Annotated in this window: 15 protein-coding genes and 1 tRNA gene; 15 read left to right on the forward strand and 1 reads right to left on the reverse strand. The window is 70.7% G+C overall.

All coding sequences use genetic code 11. From position 1 onward, the window contains the following. Nucleotides 1–118 precede the first annotated feature (118 nt). From M2157_RS36345 to M2157_RS36375, 7 genes are all read left to right on the forward strand, one after another. On the forward strand, nucleotides 119–1,543 hold the full coding sequence (locus tag M2157_RS36345) for a hypothetical protein (protein WP_280856833.1): 1,425 nt from the start codon (nucleotides 119–121) through the stop codon (nucleotides 1,541–1,543). Between the two features lie 194 nt (nucleotides 1,544–1,737). Then, nucleotides 1,738–3,183 carry an alkaline phosphatase PhoX gene (locus M2157_RS36350; protein ID WP_280856832.1) on the forward strand — a complete coding sequence of 482 codons (1,446 nt, stop codon included), beginning with the start codon at nucleotides 1,738–1,740 and terminating at the stop codon, nucleotides 3,181–3,183. 47 nt (nucleotides 3,184–3,230) lie between these two features. Next, nucleotides 3,231–3,300: transfer RNA gene (locus M2157_RS36355), tRNA-Met, on the forward strand. 336 nt (nucleotides 3,301–3,636) lie between these two features. After that, nucleotides 3,637–5,217, forward strand: a complete 1,581-nt coding sequence (locus M2157_RS36360; RefSeq protein ID WP_280867326.1) for a TROVE domain-containing protein — start codon at nucleotides 3,637–3,639, stop codon at nucleotides 5,215–5,217. Between the two features lie 93 nt (nucleotides 5,218–5,310). After that, entirely contained in the window at nucleotides 5,311–5,958 is a 648-nt protein-coding gene (locus M2157_RS36365; protein ID WP_280867327.1) for a GntR family transcriptional regulator, read from the forward strand. A gap of 29 nt (nucleotides 5,959–5,987) precedes the next feature. Beyond that, nucleotides 5,988–7,004 carry a 1-aminocyclopropane-1-carboxylate deaminase gene (locus tag M2157_RS36370; RefSeq protein WP_280867328.1) on the forward strand — a complete coding sequence of 339 codons (1,017 nt, stop codon included), beginning with the start codon at nucleotides 5,988–5,990 and terminating at the stop codon, nucleotides 7,002–7,004. Nucleotides 7,005–7,049: 45 nt separating this feature from the next. Next, a complete protein-coding gene (locus M2157_RS36375) occupies nucleotides 7,050–8,090 on the forward strand; it encodes a LacI family DNA-binding transcriptional regulator (RefSeq protein WP_280856828.1) in 1,041 nt (346 codons plus the stop codon). A gap of 81 nt (nucleotides 8,091–8,171) precedes the next feature. Here the strand turns inward: M2157_RS36375 and M2157_RS36380 are convergent, their stop codons facing one another. Continuing rightward, a complete protein-coding gene (locus M2157_RS36380; RefSeq protein ID WP_280867329.1) occupies nucleotides 8,172–9,794 on the reverse strand; it encodes a PucR family transcriptional regulator ligand-binding domain-containing protein in 1,623 nt (540 codons plus the stop codon). Between the two features lie 278 nt (nucleotides 9,795–10,072). Here M2157_RS36380 and solA point away from each other — a divergent pair, with 278 nt between their 5' ends. From solA to M2157_RS36420, 8 genes are all read left to right on the forward strand, one after another. Next, on the forward strand, nucleotides 10,073–11,227 hold the full coding sequence (gene solA / locus M2157_RS36385) for an N-methyl-L-tryptophan oxidase (RefSeq protein ID WP_280867330.1): 1,155 nt from the start codon (nucleotides 10,073–10,075) through the stop codon (nucleotides 11,225–11,227). 112 nt (nucleotides 11,228–11,339) lie between these two features. Next, nucleotides 11,340–12,020: a haloacid dehalogenase type II gene (locus M2157_RS36390; RefSeq protein ID WP_280867331.1), complete on the forward strand. Its 681-nt coding sequence runs from the start codon at nucleotides 11,340–11,342 to the stop codon at nucleotides 12,018–12,020. Nucleotides 12,021–12,117: 97 nt separating this feature from the next. Further along, nucleotides 12,118–13,215 carry a polyamine ABC transporter substrate-binding protein gene (locus tag M2157_RS36395; protein WP_280856824.1) on the forward strand — a complete coding sequence of 366 codons (1,098 nt, stop codon included), beginning with the start codon at nucleotides 12,118–12,120 and terminating at the stop codon, nucleotides 13,213–13,215. Then, nucleotides 13,208–14,374, forward strand: a complete 1,167-nt coding sequence (locus M2157_RS36400) for an ABC transporter ATP-binding protein (protein ID WP_280867332.1) — start codon at nucleotides 13,208–13,210, stop codon at nucleotides 14,372–14,374. Before M2157_RS36395 ends, M2157_RS36400 begins: the two co-directional genes overlap by 8 nt. Nucleotides 14,375–14,377: 3 nt before the next feature. Further along, nucleotides 14,378–15,280 (forward strand): ABC transporter permease, encoded by a 903-nt coding sequence (locus tag M2157_RS36405; protein WP_280867333.1) that lies wholly within the window; start codon nucleotides 14,378–14,380, stop codon nucleotides 15,278–15,280. Beyond that, the gene (locus M2157_RS36410; RefSeq protein WP_280867334.1) at nucleotides 15,277–16,116 is read left to right on the forward strand and encodes an ABC transporter permease; all 840 of its coding nucleotides are present in this window, start codon (nucleotides 15,277–15,279) and stop codon (nucleotides 16,114–16,116) included. Before M2157_RS36405 ends, M2157_RS36410 begins: the two co-directional genes overlap by 4 nt. Nucleotides 16,117–16,148: 32 nt before the next feature. Continuing rightward, nucleotides 16,149–17,429 carry an FAD-binding oxidoreductase gene (locus tag M2157_RS36415; RefSeq protein WP_280867335.1) on the forward strand — a complete coding sequence of 427 codons (1,281 nt, stop codon included), beginning with the start codon at nucleotides 16,149–16,151 and terminating at the stop codon, nucleotides 17,427–17,429. Nucleotides 17,430–17,472: 43 nt separating this feature from the next. After that, the gene (locus M2157_RS36420; protein WP_280867336.1) at nucleotides 17,473–18,924 is read left to right on the forward strand and encodes an NAD-dependent succinate-semialdehyde dehydrogenase; all 1,452 of its coding nucleotides are present in this window, start codon (nucleotides 17,473–17,475) and stop codon (nucleotides 18,922–18,924) included. The last annotated feature ends 1 nt before the right edge of the window (nucleotide 18,925 follow it).

Consider the following 18,925-nt stretch of genomic DNA (forward strand, 5'->3'; position numbering starts at 1 on the left):
GTTGTCAAGGTTTCAGCCATGTACGGACCCTGTCGGGGACATGAACCGGGCGGCATAGGTGGATATCCGTCTACGCTGAGCGGCTGAGTGGCACGACGCGTCCTAGGAGAACCAGCCGATGTCAGACAGCTCCCCCCTGCCGCCGGTGCGGCTGCACCCCGAAGCGGAGCTGGCGCGTGACGCCCTGTCCACGCCGCTGCTCGCCCGGGCGGCCCGGCTCGCCCGCTGGGCCGGCGAGGACACGCGGGTCGACGCCGGGGGCGGACTCGTCGAGGAGCAGCTGCCCGCGGCGGCCGCGCACCTCGGACTGACCGGGGACGAGGCGGCGGCGCACGCGAGCGAGGCCTGGCGGGTGGCCGTCGACACCGGGCTCGTCGAGATCGCCGACGAGGAGGAGGGCACGGTCGCCACGGGCGAGGACCTGGCTCTGCTGTCCGGCTCCCCGCAGGACGTGCTCGGCGTGTGGCTGACGGCGCTGGAGACGGCGCTGGCCGACGCGAGCGTGCCCGATCTGGACGATCTGGTCGCCGCGATGGACGACGGCGGCGAGGTCGACTTCGCCTCCCTGGACTGGGACCCGCAGGCCGAGCAGGAGTTCCTCGACGGTGTGCTCGGGAACCTCTACCTGCTCACGGTCAGCGAGGACGGTCCCGGCGACGGACCCGTGCCGCTGCCCGCCCTCGCCGCGTCGATGATCGTGCCGAGCGACATGGGCGAGCCGACCAACGACGTCCTGGAGCAGGTGTCCGACGCGATGATGCGGCTGGACGACCAGTTCCGGGTCCTGGAGCCGGTGGGGATCGTCGAGTACCAGCCCGTCGACGAGGCGCTGATGGCGGACACCGACGAGGAGCCCGCCGCGGTCGTCGACGAGACCGACGTCTCCCGGTACGGCATGGTCCGGCTGACCCCGCTCGGGCTGTACGGGCTGCGGTCGCGGCTGCTGGAGGCGGGCATCCCGGCGCCGGCCGTCGGGGACCTCGCCGACAAGGGAGCGGACGCGCTGCTCGACGGGACCTCGACGTTCCCGCCCTCCGCCGCGCAGGCCGAGACCGAGCAGTGGCTGGACCGGCGGGATCCTCTCGCGGCGGCCCGGGAGCTGCTGACGGCGGCCCGGGGGAGCGACTCGGGCGCGCCCTTGCGCCGGCTGCGGTGTCAGCAGGCGTTGTCCTTGGTCGGTGCGGTCGCCGAACCCGCGTTGCGGGAGGTCCTCGACGACGCCGAGCTGGGCGGGCTGGCCCGGGTCTGGCTGACCGAGCGGGGGTTCGGGGATGTGCCCCCGCCGTCCCAGGACATGGTGTTCTGGCTGACCGTCGACACGATTGCCGCGCAGCTCGCCGCGGAGGGGAACTCCGAGGAGCTTCAGGCGCTGGTGGAAGGACTGGCCCAGCAGCACGGTGGGTTCTTCGCGGCGGCCTGGCGGGTCGACCACCCGGCCACCGCGGATGTGCTGGAGGCGATGGGGCGGTTGCATCCGGACAAGCGGGTGGCGAAGGAGGCGCGGAAGGCCGCGTTCAAGGCGCGGTCGCAGCAAGGGGGGTGAGGGCGGCTTGCGAGTGCGGGCTCGCTGTGGCCGGTCGCGCCGCCAAAGGACTCCCCATCACTCTGTGTTGATTCATTCAAGCCACTCCACGGAGTCCTCTCGCTGTTCAGCTGGTGTTCAGGCATGGGCGGGACCGTAGCGCCGACCCGAGGTCCCCCACCCTCCACGGCATACCCACCGTCTCAGGAGACACCATGTCGCTCACCCGCAGGGACTTTGCCGCGAAATCCGCGCTCACCGGAGCCGGTGTCGCGCTGGCGGGCACTGTCGGCGCCCTCGCCACCGCACCCAACGCGCTCGCGGCCACCGACGTCGAGAGCGAGGGCGCGGAGATCGCGGGCGCCCACGGCGGTGTCGGCTACGGGCCGCTGATCGCCGACCCCGAGGGCCTGCTCGCGCTGCCCGCCGGGTTCACGTACAAGGTCATCACCTACAGCGGCAGGACCAAGCTGGAGTCCGGCGAGTTCACCCCGTCCAACCACGACGGTACGGCCACCTTCTGCGGCCCCCGCGGCGCGACCCTCCTGGTCAACAACCACGAGCTCAAGGGCCCGCGTGCCAACTGGCCGCACCCCGTGCCGCTCACCGAGGGCCTCGTCTACGATCCCGCCGCCTCCGGTGGCTGCACGGTCGTCGAGGTCCGCCACGGGCATGTCGCCGAGTGGGTCGGCATCGCCGGCACCTCCACCAACTGCGCGGGCGGTACCACCCCTTGGGGCACCTGGCTCACCGGCGAGGAGACCGAGGACAAGGCCGGCCAGAACGGCATGACCAAGGACCACGGCTACATCTTCGAGGTCGACCCCGAGGACCGCCGCGCCAACCGCGACCCCAAGCCCGTCAAGGCGTTCGGCCGGTACGCCCACGAGGCGGTCGTCATCGACCCCAAGCGCGGCCACGCCTACCTGACCGAGGACGCCTCCGGCCCCAACGGTCTGCTCTTCCGCTGGACCCCGCCGGCGGGCTTCCACCACGGCCGCGGCAAGCTGCGCACCCTCGCCGACAACGCGGGGGTCCTGCAGGCTTTCAAGTGCTTCGACTCCGGCGGCAAGTTCGTCGACGACCTCTCCCGCGCCACCAGGATCGGTACGGTGTACGGCGTCGACTGGGTCGACGTCCCCGACCGCGACGCCAAGACGGTCTCCGTCCGCAAGCAGTTCACCGACGGCCAGGTCACCCGCGCCCGCAAGCTCGAGGGCATGTGGTGGGGCGACGGCGGCGCGTACATCGTCTCCTCGTACGCCCGTGAGGAGAGCCCCGTCCAGCACGACGGCCAGGTCTGGTTCTACGACCCCAAGCGCCGCACCCTCACGCTCAAGGTCCTCCTCGGTGTGAACCCCGACCCGTCCAAGGACGGCGCCTTCGACGGCCCCGACAACATCACCGTCTCCCCGTACGGCGGCCTCGTCATCGCCGAGGACGGCGAGGGCGTCCAGCATCTGTTCGGCGCGACCGACAGCGGCCGCACGTACCCCATCGCCCGCAACGAACTGAACCTCGGCACCGAAGAGGAGCCCGAGTACAGCGAGTTCACCGGCGTCACCTTCTCGCCCGACGGCCGGACGCTGTACGCCAACATCCAGACTCCGGGGATCATGCTGGCGATCACGGGGCCCTGGAAGCGGCAGAAGCGCGGCTGAATTTAATTCGCTCGCCCGGCCCGCGGCACGCCTCCTAAAGTGATGAACGTCCAGGTGCGAAGGCAGGACCTACTTCCACTCATAATGGGGCGGCCGCGGGTTCGAGTCCCGCCACCGGCACAACGAGCCGGTGTAGCTCAGGGGTTAGAGCACCTAATGTCGGTTCCGCCGATCTGAACTCTGGACACCACAACTTCACGCACCTCCCGGTGCGAGCATTCTGATCTCGGGAGGCGCAGCTCATGGTGGGTGCCCGGTGCGCAGGCAGCGGATACTTCGGGAACTGGTGGGGGGAAACCCTCGTGCGGGTTCGAATCCCGTCATCGACTCAGGGTCGGTGTGGCGGAACGGAAGACGCGCCAGTTTATAAGCACCGCAGTCGACTTCGACCTCGGGCACCCTCCATTTGCCGCGTCTCCCTCCGAAACGGTAACGAATTCGGGGGAATTCACCATGGCGCGATTCAACAAGAAGGCCGCGCGGGCCCACCCCACCTCGCGAGTGACGTCGACGGGACGCATCCTGCGGACGTACGAAGGCGGCCGGGGCCGTGAGCGTGACGCACGCTCCGAGCTGTTTCTGCTCGCGGTCGCCAACTTCGTCTCCCAGCAGACCCCTTACGAGTCCGGCGCGGACCGCGACGACCGGTTCGCCACGCTCGTACGGCAGCTCGCCGTCACCGACCCGGCCTGGACCGCAGGCCTGCTCGGCTGGCTGCGCGGCGAGGGCAACCTCCGTACCGCCTCGATCGTGGGCGCCGCCGAGTACGTCAAGGCGCGCCTCGACGCGGGCGCCACCGACGGCCCCTCGAACCGCCAGGTCGTGGCCTCCGTACTCCGGCGGCCCGACGAGCCCGGCGAGTTCCTCGGATACTGGACGGCGCAGTACGGCCGCAACGTCCCGAAGCCCGTCAAGCGCGGGATCGCCGACGCCGTACGCCGTCTGTACAGCGGCAAGTCGCTGCTGAAGTACGACACCGCGTCCAAGGGCTACCGTTTCGGCGACATCCTCAACCTCGTGCACGCGGCCCCGGACCCGGACAAGCCGTGGCAGGGCGAGCTGTTCCAGTACGCCCTCGACCGGCGGCACAACCCGGACACGGCCGTGCCGCCCGAGTCGAGCCGGGTCCTGACCGCGCACCGCGAGCTCATGGCGGTGCCGCCCGGCCGACGGCGTGCGGTGGTCACGTCCGAGGGCGGGGCCGAGCGGCTGGCCGCGGCCGGGATGACGTGGGAGGCGCTGGCCGGCTGGCTGCAGGGGCCGATGGACAGGGCGGCCTGGGAGGCCGTGATCCCGTCCATGGGTGCGATGGCACTGCTTCGTAACCTGCGCAACTTCGACGAGGCCGGAGTCTCCGACGAGGTCGCGGCCCAGGTGGCGGCCCGGATCAGCGACCCAGCGGAGGTCGTACGGTCGCGGCAGTTCCCCTTCCGGTACCTCGCCGCGTACCAGCACGCGCCGTCGCTGCGCTGGTCCTACCCGCTGGAGCAGGCGCTCGGCCACTCGCTGGCCAACGTGCCCGCGCTGCCCGGCCGGACCCTGGTGCTCGTCGACCGCTCCGGCTCGATGTGGACGCGGCTGTCCGACCGCTCGCGGCTCAACCGGGCCGACGCGGCGGCGATCTTCGGCACGGCGCTCGCGCTGCGGGCGGCCGACGCGGATCTCGTCGAGTTCGGCACCAAGAGCCGGCGTCTGACCTTCGGCGAGGGCGAGTCGGTGCTGAAGATCCTCGGCCGCTTCGGCGACCTGGGCGGCACCGACACCACCTCGGCCGTGCGCGCGCACTACCGGGGACAGGACCGGGTGCTGATCGTCACCGACGAGCAGTACACGTACAACCGGCACGGCGGCCCGACCGAGCAGATCCCGGCCGACGTACCGGTCTACACCTGGAACCTCGCCGGGTACCGGGCGGGCCACGGCCCCTCCGGCACCGGCAACCGCCACACCTTCGGAGGCCTCACGGACGCGGCCTTCCGGATGGTTCCGCTGCTCGAGGCGGCCCAGGACGCCGACTGGCCCTGGGCTGCCTGAGCCCCGAACGTGGCCCGCACCTCACGGGGGGTGCGGGCCACTCGCATGTCCACTCTTGTGCGCGGCGCTGGCTGACATCTAACATTTCAGTTCATGGAGGCCATACGACCACTCGCCCGCACCCTTCTCCGGGACCGTGCCTACGCATCCATCCGGGACGCCATCGTGGCCGGGGAGATCGAGCCCGGGGCGGTGGTGCGGGACGCCGAGCTCGCCGAGCGGCTCGGGCTGTCGCGGGCGCCCGTGCGGGAGGCCTTCGCCCGGCTGGTCGACGACGGGCTGCTGGAGAGCAAGCCGCAGAGCTACACGCGGGTGACCCAGGTCGTCGCCGCCGAGGTGCGGGACGCCGCCGCGGTGGTCGGGGCCATGCACGAACTGGTCACGCGGGTCGCGGTGCCCCGGCTGTTCGCCGCCGACATCGAGACGATGCGCGCGGCCAACGAACGGTTCTCGGCCGCCGTCACCGCCGGTGACGTGGACGAAGCCCTGCACGCCGACGACGCCCTGCACGACGTCCTCGTCCGCGTCAGCGGCAACCGCGCGGCCGCCGCCACCACCGCCCGCTACACCCCGCTCATCCGCCGGCTGGAGCGCCGGCGCTTCGGCGAGGGCGGCAACTGCCGCTCGGCGGGCCTGCACGACCGGCTGATCGAGGCCTGCGCGGCCGGTGACGTGGACGAGGCGGTCCGGGTCACGGCCGAGATCTGGCGGGGCCTGGCCGAGCTGGCCGACAGCGACTGAGCCCACAGCGACCGACCCGGGAGGTCCCCATGCCCCTTTCGTCCTACGGCCGTTACCCCCTCCTCTTCGGGCCGTCCCCCGTCCACCGCCTGGAGCGCCTCACCGCGCACCTCGGCGGCGCCGCGCTGTGGGCCAAGCGCGAGGACTGCAACTCCGGGATCGCGTACGGCGGCAACAAGACCCGCAAGCTGGAGTACCTGGTCGCGGACGCCCTCGCCAAGGGCTGCGACACCCTCGTCTCGATCGGTGGCGTTCAGTCCAACCACACCCGTCAGGTCGCCGCCTGCGCCGCCCGCGCCGGGCTCAAGTGCGTGCTGGTGCAGGAGAGTTGGGTGGACTGGCCGGACGCCGTCTACGACAAGGTCGGCAACATCCTGATCAGCCGGCTCGCCGGGGCCGACGTACGGCTGGTGAAGGCCGGGTTCGGGATCGGGTTCAAGGAGAGCTGGGAGCAGGCGCTCAGGGATGTCGAGGAAGGGGGCGGCAAGCCGTACGCCATCCCCGCCGGCGCCTCCGACCACCCGCTCGGCGGCCTCGGCTTCGCCGCGTGGGCCTACGAAGTCGTGGACCAGGAACGCGAGTGGGGCGTCTTCTTCGACACGGTCGTGGTCTGCTCGGTGACCGGCTCCACCCAGGCCGGCATGGTCGCCGGGTTCCGGGCGCTGGAGGAGGCGGGCGGCCGGCCCCGGCGCGTGCTCGGCATCGACGCCTCCGCCAAGCCCGTCGCCACCCGGGAACAGATCGCGCGGATCGCCCACGGCACCGGTCAACTCATCGGCGTACACAAGGAGTTGACCGAGGAGGACGTGGAGCTGGACGAGCGGTACCACGCGGGTGTCTACGGCATCCCCGACGACACCACGCTGGAGGCGATGCGCCTCGCCGCCCGCACCGAGGGGATGGTCACCGACCCCGTGTACGAGGGCAAGTCGATGGCCGGGATGATCGACCTGGTCCGGCGTGGCGAGATCGGCGCGGACTCCACCGTGCTCTACGCCCACCTCGGAGGGCAGCCGGCTCTCAACGGGTACAGCGCGCTGTTCTAGCCCGGGCCGGGCCCGTTCCCGCGACGGCTGGATACAGTGCACTGCATGTGGACCGACGAGCAGCAGCGGGAGCCCGGTGGCCAGGCGTCCGACGGTCCTCGTCGCCGGGCCACGATTCACGACGTGGCGAAGCTCGCGGGAGTGTCACGGCAGACGGTCTCCCGGGCGGTGAACGACAAGGGTGAGATCGACCCGGACACCAAGGCGCGGGTGCTCGAAGCCGTGCGGATGCTGGACTACCGGCCCAGCCGGTTCGCGCGCGGGCTGGTGCGGAAGGGGACGGTGACCGCGGGACTGGTCATTCCGGATCTGATGAACCCGTTCTTTCCCGAGGTCGCGGCCGGGGTGCTGGAGGCCGCCGAGGAGCGTGGCTGGCAGGTGGTGGTGTGGGACACCCGCACCGACGGTGCCAAGGAGCGGGAGGCGCTCGGCGTGCTGTCCCACCAGGCGGACGCCGTGATGGGCTACTTCAAGAACGACGACGAGGTCCTCGCCCGGTACCTCGGCGGTCTGCCGCTCGTCCTGCTGGAACGCGGCCCGCAGCAGACCCGGTTCGCGGCCGTCGGGATCGACGCCGCCGCGGGCCTCGAACAGGGCATCGCCCACCTGGTCCGGGCAGGTCACCGGCGGATCGGCATGCTGGACGGGGACCGGCTCGCCCCCGGGCCCCGACGGGAGGCGTTCCTGGCCGAGGTACGGCGGCACGGGTTGCCGGTCGACGACGGGTGGATCGCGATGTCCAACGGCCACGGGGTCGCGGGCGGCGAGGCGGCGATGGAGCAACTCCTCGACGCCCGGCCCCAGTTGACCGCGGTGTTCGGCTTCAACGACCTGATCGCCGTCGGCGCGGTACGGGCCGCCCGGCGCCGGGGCCGGCGGGTACCGGAGGACCTGGCCGTGCTGGGCTTCGACGGGCTCTCCCTGGGCGAACTGGTGGAACCCGCCCTCACCACTCTGCGGCTCGACAAGCGCCGGCTCGGGCGGCTGGCCGTCGAACAGGTCGCACGGCTGCGGGCCGGCGAGAAGCCGCTGACCGGCGCGGATGCCTGGGTGGCACCTGAGCTGGTGGTACGCGCCTCGGCCTGAGACCTGATGTATCCGAGGCGTCGGTTGATTTCCCCTGCCCGGCAGGTTGTACGGAGTCCGGGGACGACGCGGGCGTGCCCGTCACGCGCCGGGAACAGCTGCCTCCCCGGCGTCCAGGACCAGCACCGCGACATGCAGGGACGTGCACTGCAGGCCTGATTCCAGGTCGCAGCCGAGGAGCCGTTCGATGGTGTGGAGGCGCTGGTAGTAGGCCTGCCGGGACATGCCGGCGCGTTTCGCCGCGACCGACTTGTTCCCGGCCGCCGCCAGATAGGCGCGCAGTGCCGGGAGCAGATCGCCGCCGTTGCGGTCGTCGTGCTCGATGAGGCGGGTCAGTTGCCGTTCCGCGTACCGCTGAAGACGGGTGTCCTGGCGCAGGACGCCCAGCAACTCCGGCAGCCGGACGTCGGCGGGGACGTAGAACCAGCGCTCCGGGGAGGCCGGTGTGATGGCCTCGGCCGTCTGCTCCGCCTCCTGCCACGACCGGGCGATCCCGGCGAGGTCGGTCACCCCGGGGCCGACGGCGACGACGGCCTCCGGTCCCAGCTCCTCCCGGGTCAGACGGCCGATCCGCTCGGCGACCGGCTGCCAGGCGCTCGCCTGTGCCAGTGCCAGAAGCACACCGATCCGGCCCGGGGCCGTCTCGCCGACCAGGGCGCGGACGCCGGTCTGCGCCAGCGCCTTCGCGATCCGTTCGTCGAGGTGCTCACCCTCGCTGCCGGTGCAGGTGTGGCGGATGACCACGGCGAAGAGCCGGTGCCCGAGGGTCGGGAGCCCCAGTGCCTCGGCGCGGGCGCGCGCGTCCGCGGGGGAGCGGAAACGCCGTTCGTACAGGTCCCGCAGTACGGAGCGGTGGGCCCGGCGCTCCCACCAGGCCGGCCCGGCCAGGCGCGCCATGGTCAGCGCGACCGCCGCACGCTCCAGCACCAGGACGTGTTCCGGGTCGGGCTCCGCGTTCAGCCGGCCCTCCAGCAGGACCAGCCGCCCCCACAGCCCCCGGTGGTCCTGCACCGGCGCGATCAGCCACCCCTCCGGGCCGCTCGGCGTGATCCTCTCCGGCGTCGGGGCGGCCCGCGAACGCCGCGACCAGGCCGACACCACCGGCTCGTACGGCCGGCCGAGCAGTTCGCACATCAGGACCCGGTGGTTGAGATCCTCCAGCACCACCGGGGCTCCGGTGAGCTCCGCGGTGGTGTGCACCAGTTCCTCGGGGTCCGCGCCCCGCAGGGTCAGGGCGGTGAAGACGTCCTGGATGTCCCTCCCGCGCCGCAGCAGGGCTCCCTGGGCGTCAAGGATGAGCGCGTGCACCGTCTGCGTGACGTCGATGAACCGGACGCCCCGGGCCAGCTCGACCAGCGGCACGTCACGGGCACGGCACGCCGCCACCAGCTCGCCGGGCACCTTCCGGTACCGGTAACCGAGCTCCACGATCAGACCGGCCGCGCCGACGTCGGCGAGCTGGTCGACGTAGTCCCGCAGCTCGGAGGCGTCCTCGGGATACGGCATGCCGGTCGTCAGCACCAGCTCGCCGCCCTCCAGGAAATCGGCGGGATTGAGCAGCTCGGTGACATGCACCCAGCGCACCGCCCTGTCCAGCTGCGACTCACCGGCCAGCACGCGCGGCATCCCTTCGGCGAGCACGGGCAGGCGAAGTACCTCCGTGATCGTGGGGAAGTGCCCGTTTGCGGGACGTCTGGGCGGCATAGGGGGTGCTTTCATCCGAGGGGATCGGGGTCACCCTCGCACCGGCCACTCACCGTGACAAGAGGGGGCCGGCATTTTGTGCGGCCCGGCCGCCCGCAGTGACAGACCGTCTCGAGAAGGCCTCCAGGTGGAACACAGTGTGGGTTGACCTGCAGGTTCCCCCGGGCCGAAAGTGAACGCCATCCCCAGTGGGACCCGAACCGGATGAGTCCCCACGATGTCCGCACCGTGCTGGGGCCCGACTGCCACCGGACCACACCATCGAAAGGAGCGACCTCATGCGCATCCCGAAGCGCGTCGCCGTGATCGGTGCCGGCAGCATGGGCAGCCAGGCCATGTGGCGGCTGGCCGCCCGGGGAGCCGAGGTCATCGGCTACGACCGGTACGCGCCGGGTCACGACCGCGGTGCGGCCGGGGGCGAGACCCGCATCTTCCGAGCCGCACACCTCGGTGAACCCCGCTACATTCCGCTGCTGCGGCTCGCCGACCGGATGTGGGACCACCTCCAGGGCGAGACCGGCTTCGCGCTGCGACGCCGCAGCGGATGCCTGGTGATGGGCGAAACCGCGTCGCCCTCCATGAGTCTCCTGCTCGGCGCCGGTTCCACCCACCGGCTGGATCACGAAGTACTGGACCGGGAGGAACTCGCCCGCCGCTACCCGCAGCACCGCCTGCCGGACGGGCACACCGCCGTCCTCGACCGGATGGGCGCCGTCCTCAGGCCCGAGGCGTCGATCCAGGCCGCCGCCGCCCGTGCCGAGCAACTGGGCGCCCGACTGCACCGCTACACCCCGGTGCGGGAGATCGCGCCCGCGGCGGGCGGCGGGGTGCACATCGTCACCGACCGGGGCACGGACCACGTGGACACCGCGGTGGTCACCGTGGGCCCCTGGATCAACACCCTGCTCCCGGACCTGCCGCGGGCGGTCGATGTCCGCCGGCTGATCAGCTCCTGGCACATCCCCACCCGCCACGACTGGTTCACGGGCGGCGCCCCCGCCTTCGTACGCAGCACACCCCACGACTGCTACGGGCTCCCGTCGCCCGACGGCATGTCCGTCAAGCTCGGCCTCTCCTTCAAGCTGGGTCTGCACTCCGCGCGCCATCTGCCGGTGGCCGACCCCGAACGGCTCGACCGCACGGTCCGCCCGGAGGAACTCGCCACCATGCGGGAGTTCATCAGCGAGCTGATGCCCGACCTGAACCCCGACCCCATCAGGATGTCGGCCTACATGGAGGGCTACACCGACTCCGGCGACCCGCTCGTCGGCCGCCTCCCCGGCGAGGACGACATCATCGTCATGGCCGGCTTCTCCGGCAGCGGCTTCAAACTGTCACCCGCCATGGGCGAGATCGCCGCCGACCTCGCCCTGGACGGCACCACCGACCATCCCGTCGACTTCCTGGCACCGGCCGCAGCCGGCGCTGTCTGACCCGAAGTCACCCCGCCTCCCTCATGGGGAAGTCCGTCACAGGCGTGCCGGAAAAGTAGCGACAAATGCTGAATCACAGCCTGTTCCTGCAGCAAAGAACTGGAGTTCTTCCATGCCCATTCCGTCGTTTCAGTTCCGGCCGAAGTACGTCTCGTTCGACTGCTACGGCACGTTGATCGAGTGGCCCATGACCCCCATCACGCGTGAGCTCGTCGGCGACCGGATCCCCGCGGAGCACTGGGATCAGTTCGTCCGGGAGTTCCGCGGCTACCGCTACGACCAGGTCCGCGGCGAGTACTACCCCTACGAGCAGGTGCTGCAGGACTCCTTCGAGCGGGTCTGCCGCAAGTGGGGTGTGAAGGCGGCGCCGGACGCGGGCAAGCGGTTCGCCGACGGCGTGCGCGGCTGGGGCCCGCACGCCGACGTGCCCGAGCCGCTGAAGAAGATGGGCGAGCACTACAAGCTGGTGATCTTCTCCAACGCTGAGGACTCTTTCCTGGAGGAGAGCGTGCCCCGGCTCGGGGCGGACTTCCACGCGGTCTTCACCGCGGAGCAGGCCGGCTACTACAAGCCCCGGTACGCAGCGTTCGAGTACATGCTCGACCAGCTCGACGCGTCCCCCGAGGACTTCGTGCACGTCTCCTCGCACACCCGCTACGACCTGATGCCGATGCACGACTTGGGCTTCCGCAACCTGATCCTCCTGGACCGGGGCTACGACCCGGTCACCCACGGCTACGACTACGTGCCGGTGAAGTCCCTGGACGAGCTCAACACCATGCTCGGCATCTGAATATCCACGCACACCGTCCCGCACGGACAGCCCAGAAGGACCCCCACCCCAGCGTTTTCCGTTTCCCCGAATCCAGACCCTCACCAGGAGGCGCCCGATGGAAGCCAACCGGATAGGCCGCAGAACCGTACTCAGCACCGCAGGCGCGCTGGCCGCCGCCACCGTGGTGACCGGCTGCGGCACCCTCATGGGCAGCAGCGAAAGCCGCGGTTCGTCGGGCGGCGGTAAGAAGAGGCTCGTCGTCAGCAACAGCGGTGGCGCCTACAACGACGCTCTGACCGAGGCGATCTACGAGCCGTTCGCCAAGGAGACCGGCATCACGGTCACGACGGTCAACTACCAGTCGGCGCAGATCATCGCCCAGGTCAAGCAGGGCCGTCCGCAGGTGGACCTGATGGACAACACCCTGCTGAACTTCCAGAAGATGGCAGGGCTGGAGTGCCTGGAGCCGGTGGACCATGACCGGCTCAAGAGTGTGAAGGGCGCCGGGATCGCGGAGCACAACCTGCCGGAGCACGCGGTCGGCAAGAACGTGTGGGCGAGCGTGATGGCCTACCGCACGGACAGCCTCAAGCGGGTCCCGAAGAGCTGGGCCGACTTCTGGAACACGCACTCCTTCAGCGGCCCCCGCTCGCTGCAGAGCGCGGAGGCCGACCTGCCGGAGCTGGAGTTCGCGCTGCTGGCCGACGGCGTGCCGCTGGACAGCCTGTACCCGCTGAATGTGGACCGGGCGTTCGCGTCGATGTCGCGGATCCGCGGCGATGTGAAGAAGTTCTGGAACACCGGAGCCCTGCCGGCCGTCCTGCTCGGCCGCAAGGAGGTCGTCATGACCTCCCTGTGGGGCGGCCGCGCGGATGAACTGATCAAGCAGGGGCAGCCGGTCGCCTACCAGTGGAACGGCGCCCGCAGAATGACCAACGGCTGGGGCATCCCGAAGGGCGCGGACAACACGGACGCGGCCTACCAGCTGATCGACTTCTCGCTGCGTCCCGAGGTGCAGGCGGCGTTCGCCAAGCTCAGCCCCACCGGCGGCCCGGTCGTCCCGGCGGCGACCAAGCTGCTCGCGGAGGACGTCCTGGCCACGCTGCCGACCTCGCCGCAGAACCTCAAGATCGGGTTCGACGCGGATGCCGCCTGGTGGGACAAGAACCGTGACGCCGTCACCAAGCGCTGGCAGGAGTGGGCCGATGCCTGAGCGGACCCGGAGTCTGACCGCCGCAAAGCTGTCCGCCGACGACCTCGCCGCCGCCCTGGCCCCTCACTCCTCCGCACCGACGGGCAAGTCGTTGTCGGTGACGGGGCTGTCCAAGTCCTACGGCCGGACGACGGTGGTCGACGGCGTGGACATGGAGATCGCGGCGGGGGAGTTCGTCACCTTCCTCGGCTCGTCCGGCTCCGGCAAGACGACCACGCTGATGATGCTGGCCGGGTTCACCGAGCCCGACTCCGGCAGCGTCACCGTCGACGGCCGGGACATCACCGAACTCAACCCGGGCAAGCGGGACTTCGGTTTCGTCTTCCAGCAGTACCTGCTCTTCCCGCACATGACAGTCGCCGAGAACGTCGCCTTCCCGCTCACCCTGCGTGGTGTGCCGAAGGCGGAGATCCGCCGCCGGGTGGGGGAGACGCTGGAGGCGGCGGGCCTGTCGAAGTTCGCCGGCCGCAAGCCCCGTGAGCTCTCCGGTGGTCAGCAGCAGCGGGTCGCCCTGTGCCGGGTCCTGGTCTACCGTCCGCCGATCGTGCTGATGGACGAACCGCTGGGCGCGCTGGACAAGAGGCTCCGCGACCAGATGCAGACCGAGATCAAGTCCATCCAGCGCGAACTCGGCCTGACCGTCATCTATGTGACGCACGATCAGGAGGAGGCGCTGGTCCTGTCGGACCGGATCGCCATCATGAAGGACGGCCGCATCGAGCAGTTCGACACCCCCCGCGGCCTGTTCGAACGCCCCCGCACCCCGTTCGTCGCGGACTTCCTGGGCGCCGCCAACTTCCTCACCGGCAAGGCGGAGGACGGCGGGGGCGACGACTGCACCCGCGTGCGCCTCGACACCGGCGGCGTCCTCACGGCCCGCGCCCACCCCTGCGTGCCCGGACAGAGCGTGCGCGCCGCGGTGCGGCCGGGCAAGCTGCGCCTGGTCGGTGCCGAGGAGGGCTGCTGTTCCGGCACGGTCGAGGCGGCCGTCTACGTCGGCTCGCTCACCCGGATCACCGTCCGCCTGGACGGTGCCGCTCCGGGAGCGCAGCCGCTGCGGATCGAGACCGCCGCCGTCCCGCCGCGTCCCGGCGAGCGGGTGTGTGTCACCGCCGACCGGGACGACGTCAGCGTCTTCGACGCGACGGACGGGGGGTGAACCGTGGCCGGCACCTCTCTCGCACCCGGCAAGGTGCGTGTGAAGACGTCCGCGATGCGCGGGCACCGCTCCCGGATCGCCCTGGTCAACGCCGTCCCCGTCACGGTGTTCCTGCTGGTGCTGTTCGTGTACCCGATCATCGGGGTGCTCTCGCTGAGCCTCAAGGGCGACACCGGCGGGTTCACCCTGCACTGGTACGCCGACGCCCTCAGCGGTGTGAACCTGTCCGTGCTGCTCTCCACCCTGCGGATCTCCGCGGAGACCGCGGTGCTCAGTCTCCTGGTGGGTTTCGTCCTGGCGCACGCCATCGCCCGGATGCGGCCCGTCTTCGCCGCGCTGGCCATGCTGGTCGTGGTGGTGCCGCACTTCATCAGTGCCCTGGTGCGCACCTACGGCTGGATCATCATGCTCGGTGACCACGGCCTGATCAACACACTGCTGACTTCCCTGCACGTGCCCGGGGCCCCGTTCCCGCTGCTCTACAACGAGACCGGTGTGGTCATCGGCACCACCTCGGTGATGCTGCCCTACACGGTCCTGGTCCTGCAGGGCGTGATGCGCGGTGTCGACGGCCGGCTCCTGGCCGCGGCGGCCGGCTTCGGGGCGAGCCGGCTGACGATCTTCCGCAGGATCTACCTGCCGCTGGTGGCGCCCGGTATCGGCACCGCGGGCCTGCTCAGCTTCATCCTGTGCCTGGGCTACTACATCACCCCGGCCCTGATGGGCGGCGACAAGCAGACCGTCGTCGCCGCGCTCATCGACCAGCAGGTGATGAAGCAGGACCAGTGGAACTCCGCCGCCGCCTTCGGCGTGATCCTGCTCCTGCTCACCTTCGCCGGACTGGGCGTGCTCGGACTGGCCAAGCTCCGCCGCAAGAAGGCGGCCGCACGAAGGAGCAGCTCATGATGGAACTGCCCGCCACCCGGGCCGGACACATCGGCCGCGCCCTGAGCGCCACCGCGATCCTGCTGTTCCTGGCGATGCCCATCGTCATCATCCTGGTCACCTCCTTCGGCGCCGACGGCATCGGCACCTTCCCGCCCAAGGAGTACAGCACCCACTGGTACGAGCAGATGGCCGCGCCCGGCGGCAACTGGGCCACCTCCATCGCCCTGTCCAGCCTCATCGCCTCCCTGACCACCGTGTTCTCCCTCGTCCTGGGGGCCACTGCAGCCACCGCCCTGGCCCGCGGCCGGCTGCCCCTGCACACGGCGGTCTACGGGCTGGTCCTGGCTCCGCTGCTCATCCCCCAAGTGGTCATCGCGCTCGGCCTGTTCCTGTTCTTCGAACCGGCCGGCATGCTCGGCAGCCCCCTGGCCATCGCCCTCGGCCACACCGTGCTCGCCGCTCCCATCGCGATCCTCATCATGATCTCCACGCTGAGGGGCATCGACGAACGGCTCGAGGACGCCGCCGCCAGCATGGGCGCCAACCGGATGACCATTGCCCGGCGCATCACCTTCCCCCTGGCCACACCCGGGTTGATCGCCGCCGCGGTGTTCTCGTTCATCACCAGCTTCGACGAGTTCTTCATCGCCCAGTTCATGTCGACCCCCGACACCCGCACCCTGCCGGTCCTGGTCTTCAACGCCCTGCAGTTCGACGTCGACCCGACCGTCACCGCCGTCAGCGCCGTTCTCATCGCCCTGGCCGTCCTGGCCCTCGCCCTGGTCGCCCTCGTCCGCAAACTCGGCGGCCACCGAGGCGGCCAGAACGCCCTCCCCGTCGAACCGCTCACCTGAGCCACGTCGAAACTCCCCGCAGAGGACCCGAAATGAAGACGATCCCCTACTGGATAGAAACCGCCGGTCCGTTTCCCGACCGCTCGGGCAAGCCCCTCTCCGAGGACGCCGACCTGGTGGTCGTCGGCGCCGGCCTGACGGGTCTGTCCACCGCCCTCCACTCCGCCCGCAAGGGCGCCCGCGTCACTCTCGTCGAGAAGGGCCAGATCGGCTCCGGTGCCTCCGCGCGCAACGGCGGAATGGCCAACCTGGGCTTCACGATCGGCGTGGGCCAGGCCATCCGCCGGTACGGACTGGAGCGGGCCCGCGAGATCTACACCTCCTACGGCGAGGCCGTGGACACCGTCGAGCGGCTCGTGAAAGAGGAGTCCATCGACTGCCAGTTCCGCCGCGTCGGACGCCTGGGCGTCGCGTCCCGACCCGCGCACTTCGAGAACAAGAAGGCCCAACAGCGCGACCTGGCCAAGTACTTCGGACACGAGACCACTCTGGTCGGCAAGGCCGAGCTGCGTTCCGAGATCGGCTCCGACGCCTACCACGGCGGCCTGCTCGACCCGTTCAGCGCCGCACTGCACGTCGGCCGCTTCGTGCGCGGCATGGCCGAGGCGTGCGAGCGCACCGGTGTCGAGATCCACGAGCGCAACGCGGCCATCGGTGTACGGCGTACTGCCGGCGGTCGGTTCGAGGTCAGCACCGAGCGCGGTGTGATCCGCGCCGGGCAGGTCATGATGGCCACCGACGCCTACACCGACAAGAACTTCCCGTGGCTGCGCCGCCGGCAGGTCTGCCTGGGCAGCTTCATCATCGTGACCGAGCCGCTCGGCGAGGACCTCGCCCGGGACATCATCCCCAAGGCCCGCCTCATCGTCGATTCCAACCAGGTGTGCCACTACTTCCGGCTCACCCCGGACAACCGGCTGCTGTTCGGCGGCCGTGCCCGCTTCGCACCCTCCGACCCCACCTCGGACAAGAAGAGCGGGGCCGTCCTGTTCCGTGAGATGTGCGAGATCTTCCCCCAACTCGCCCGCACGAAGGTCGAGTACGTGTGGGGCGGCTCCGTCGGATTCGCGATGGACCGCATCGTGCACGCCGGGCAGACCGAGGACGGCGTCCACTACTCCATGGGATACGCGGGCCACGGCGTGCAGATGGCCACGCACATGGGACAGGTCATGGCAGAGGTGCTGGACGGCCACCCCGAGGCCAGCCCGGTCCGCGACCTGGCCCCGCCCCGTATCCCCCTCTACAACGGCACCGCCTGGTTCCTGCCCTTCGCGGGCGCCTACTACAAGACGCTGGACCGCATCCGCTGACCGGTCGGCAGCCCCTCACCACACATCCAAGGAGATACCCACGATGACTGTCGTCCGTGATGTTCCCAAGCAGCTGTTCATCGGCGGTGGCTGGCAGGACGCCGAGTCCGGCCGGACCCTGTCCGTCGACAACCCGGCCACCGGCGAGGAGCTGTGTCAGGTCGCCGACGCCTCTCCCGCGGACGGCCGGCGTGCCGTCGAGGCGGCGGTCGCGGCGCAGGCCGCCTGGGCCGCCACTCCGCCCCGGGTGCGCAGCGAGATCCTGCGCCGCGCCTACGACATCATCATCACGCGCACCGAGGACCTCGCGCTGCTGATGACCCTGGAGATGGGCAAGCCGCTGGCCGAGGCGCGTGCCGAAGTCGCCTACGGCGCGGAGTTCTTCCGCTGGTTCTCCGAGGAGGCCGTCCGTATCGACGGCGGGCTGACCACCGCCCCCGACGGCAGGAACCGCCTGCTGGTCACCCGCCAGCCCGTCGGCCCCTGCCTGCTCATCACCCCCTGGAACTTCCCCCTCGCCATGGGCACCCGCAAGATCGGCCCCGCCCTCGCCGCCGGCTGCACCATCGTCCTCAAACCCGCCCCCCAGACCCCCCTGACCAGCCTCGCCCTCGCCGCGATCCTGAAGGAAGCCGGTCTGCCCGACGGGGTCCTCAACATCGTCGTCACCACCGACGCCGCCGGCGTCGTCGAACCCCTCCTGCGCGGCGGGAAGATCCGCAAACTCTCCTTCACCGGCTCCACCCAGGTCGGCCGGATCCTGCTGGCCCAGTGCGCCGACACCGTCATCCGTACGTCGATGGAACTGGGCGGCAACGCCCCCCTCATCGTCTTCGACGACGCCGACCTCGATGTCGCCGTCGAAGGCACCATGGTCGCCAAGATGCGCAACATGGGCGAGTCCTGCTGCGCCGCCAACCGCATCTACGTCCACACCTCCGTCGCCGAGGAGTTCGCCACCCGCCTCGCCGCCCGCATGGCCGCCCTGACCGTCGGCGACGGCACCGAGCCCGGCACCGACGTCGGCCCCCTCATCGACAACGCCGGCCGCAGCAAGGCCCACGACCTGGTGCGGGACGCCGTCAAGCGCGGCGCCACCGTCCTGACCGGCGGCGAACTCCCCGAGGGGCCGGGCTGCTTCTACCCGCCCACCGTCCTCACCGGCATCGCCCCCGACTCCGCGATCACCGACACCGAGATCTTCGGCCCCGTCGCCGCGATCCGTACCTTCGAGACCGAGGACGAGGCCGTCACCGCCGCCAACGACACCGAATTCGGCTTGGCCGCCTACCTGTTCACCCAGAACCTCGACCGCGCCCTGCGCGTCAGCGAACGCCTCGAAAGCGGCATGATCGGCCTGAACACCGGACTGGTCTCCAATCCGGCCGCGCCCTTCGGCGGCGTCAAGCAGTCCGGTCTGGGCCGCGAAGGCGGACGCGTCGGCATCGACGAGTTCCTGGAGTACAAGTACATAGCCGTCCCCGTCGGAGCCTGAC

It is taken from the genome of Streptomyces sp. SAI-127, from assembly GCF_029894425.1.
Lineage (GTDB): Bacteria > Actinomycetota > Actinomycetes > Streptomycetales > Streptomycetaceae > Streptomyces.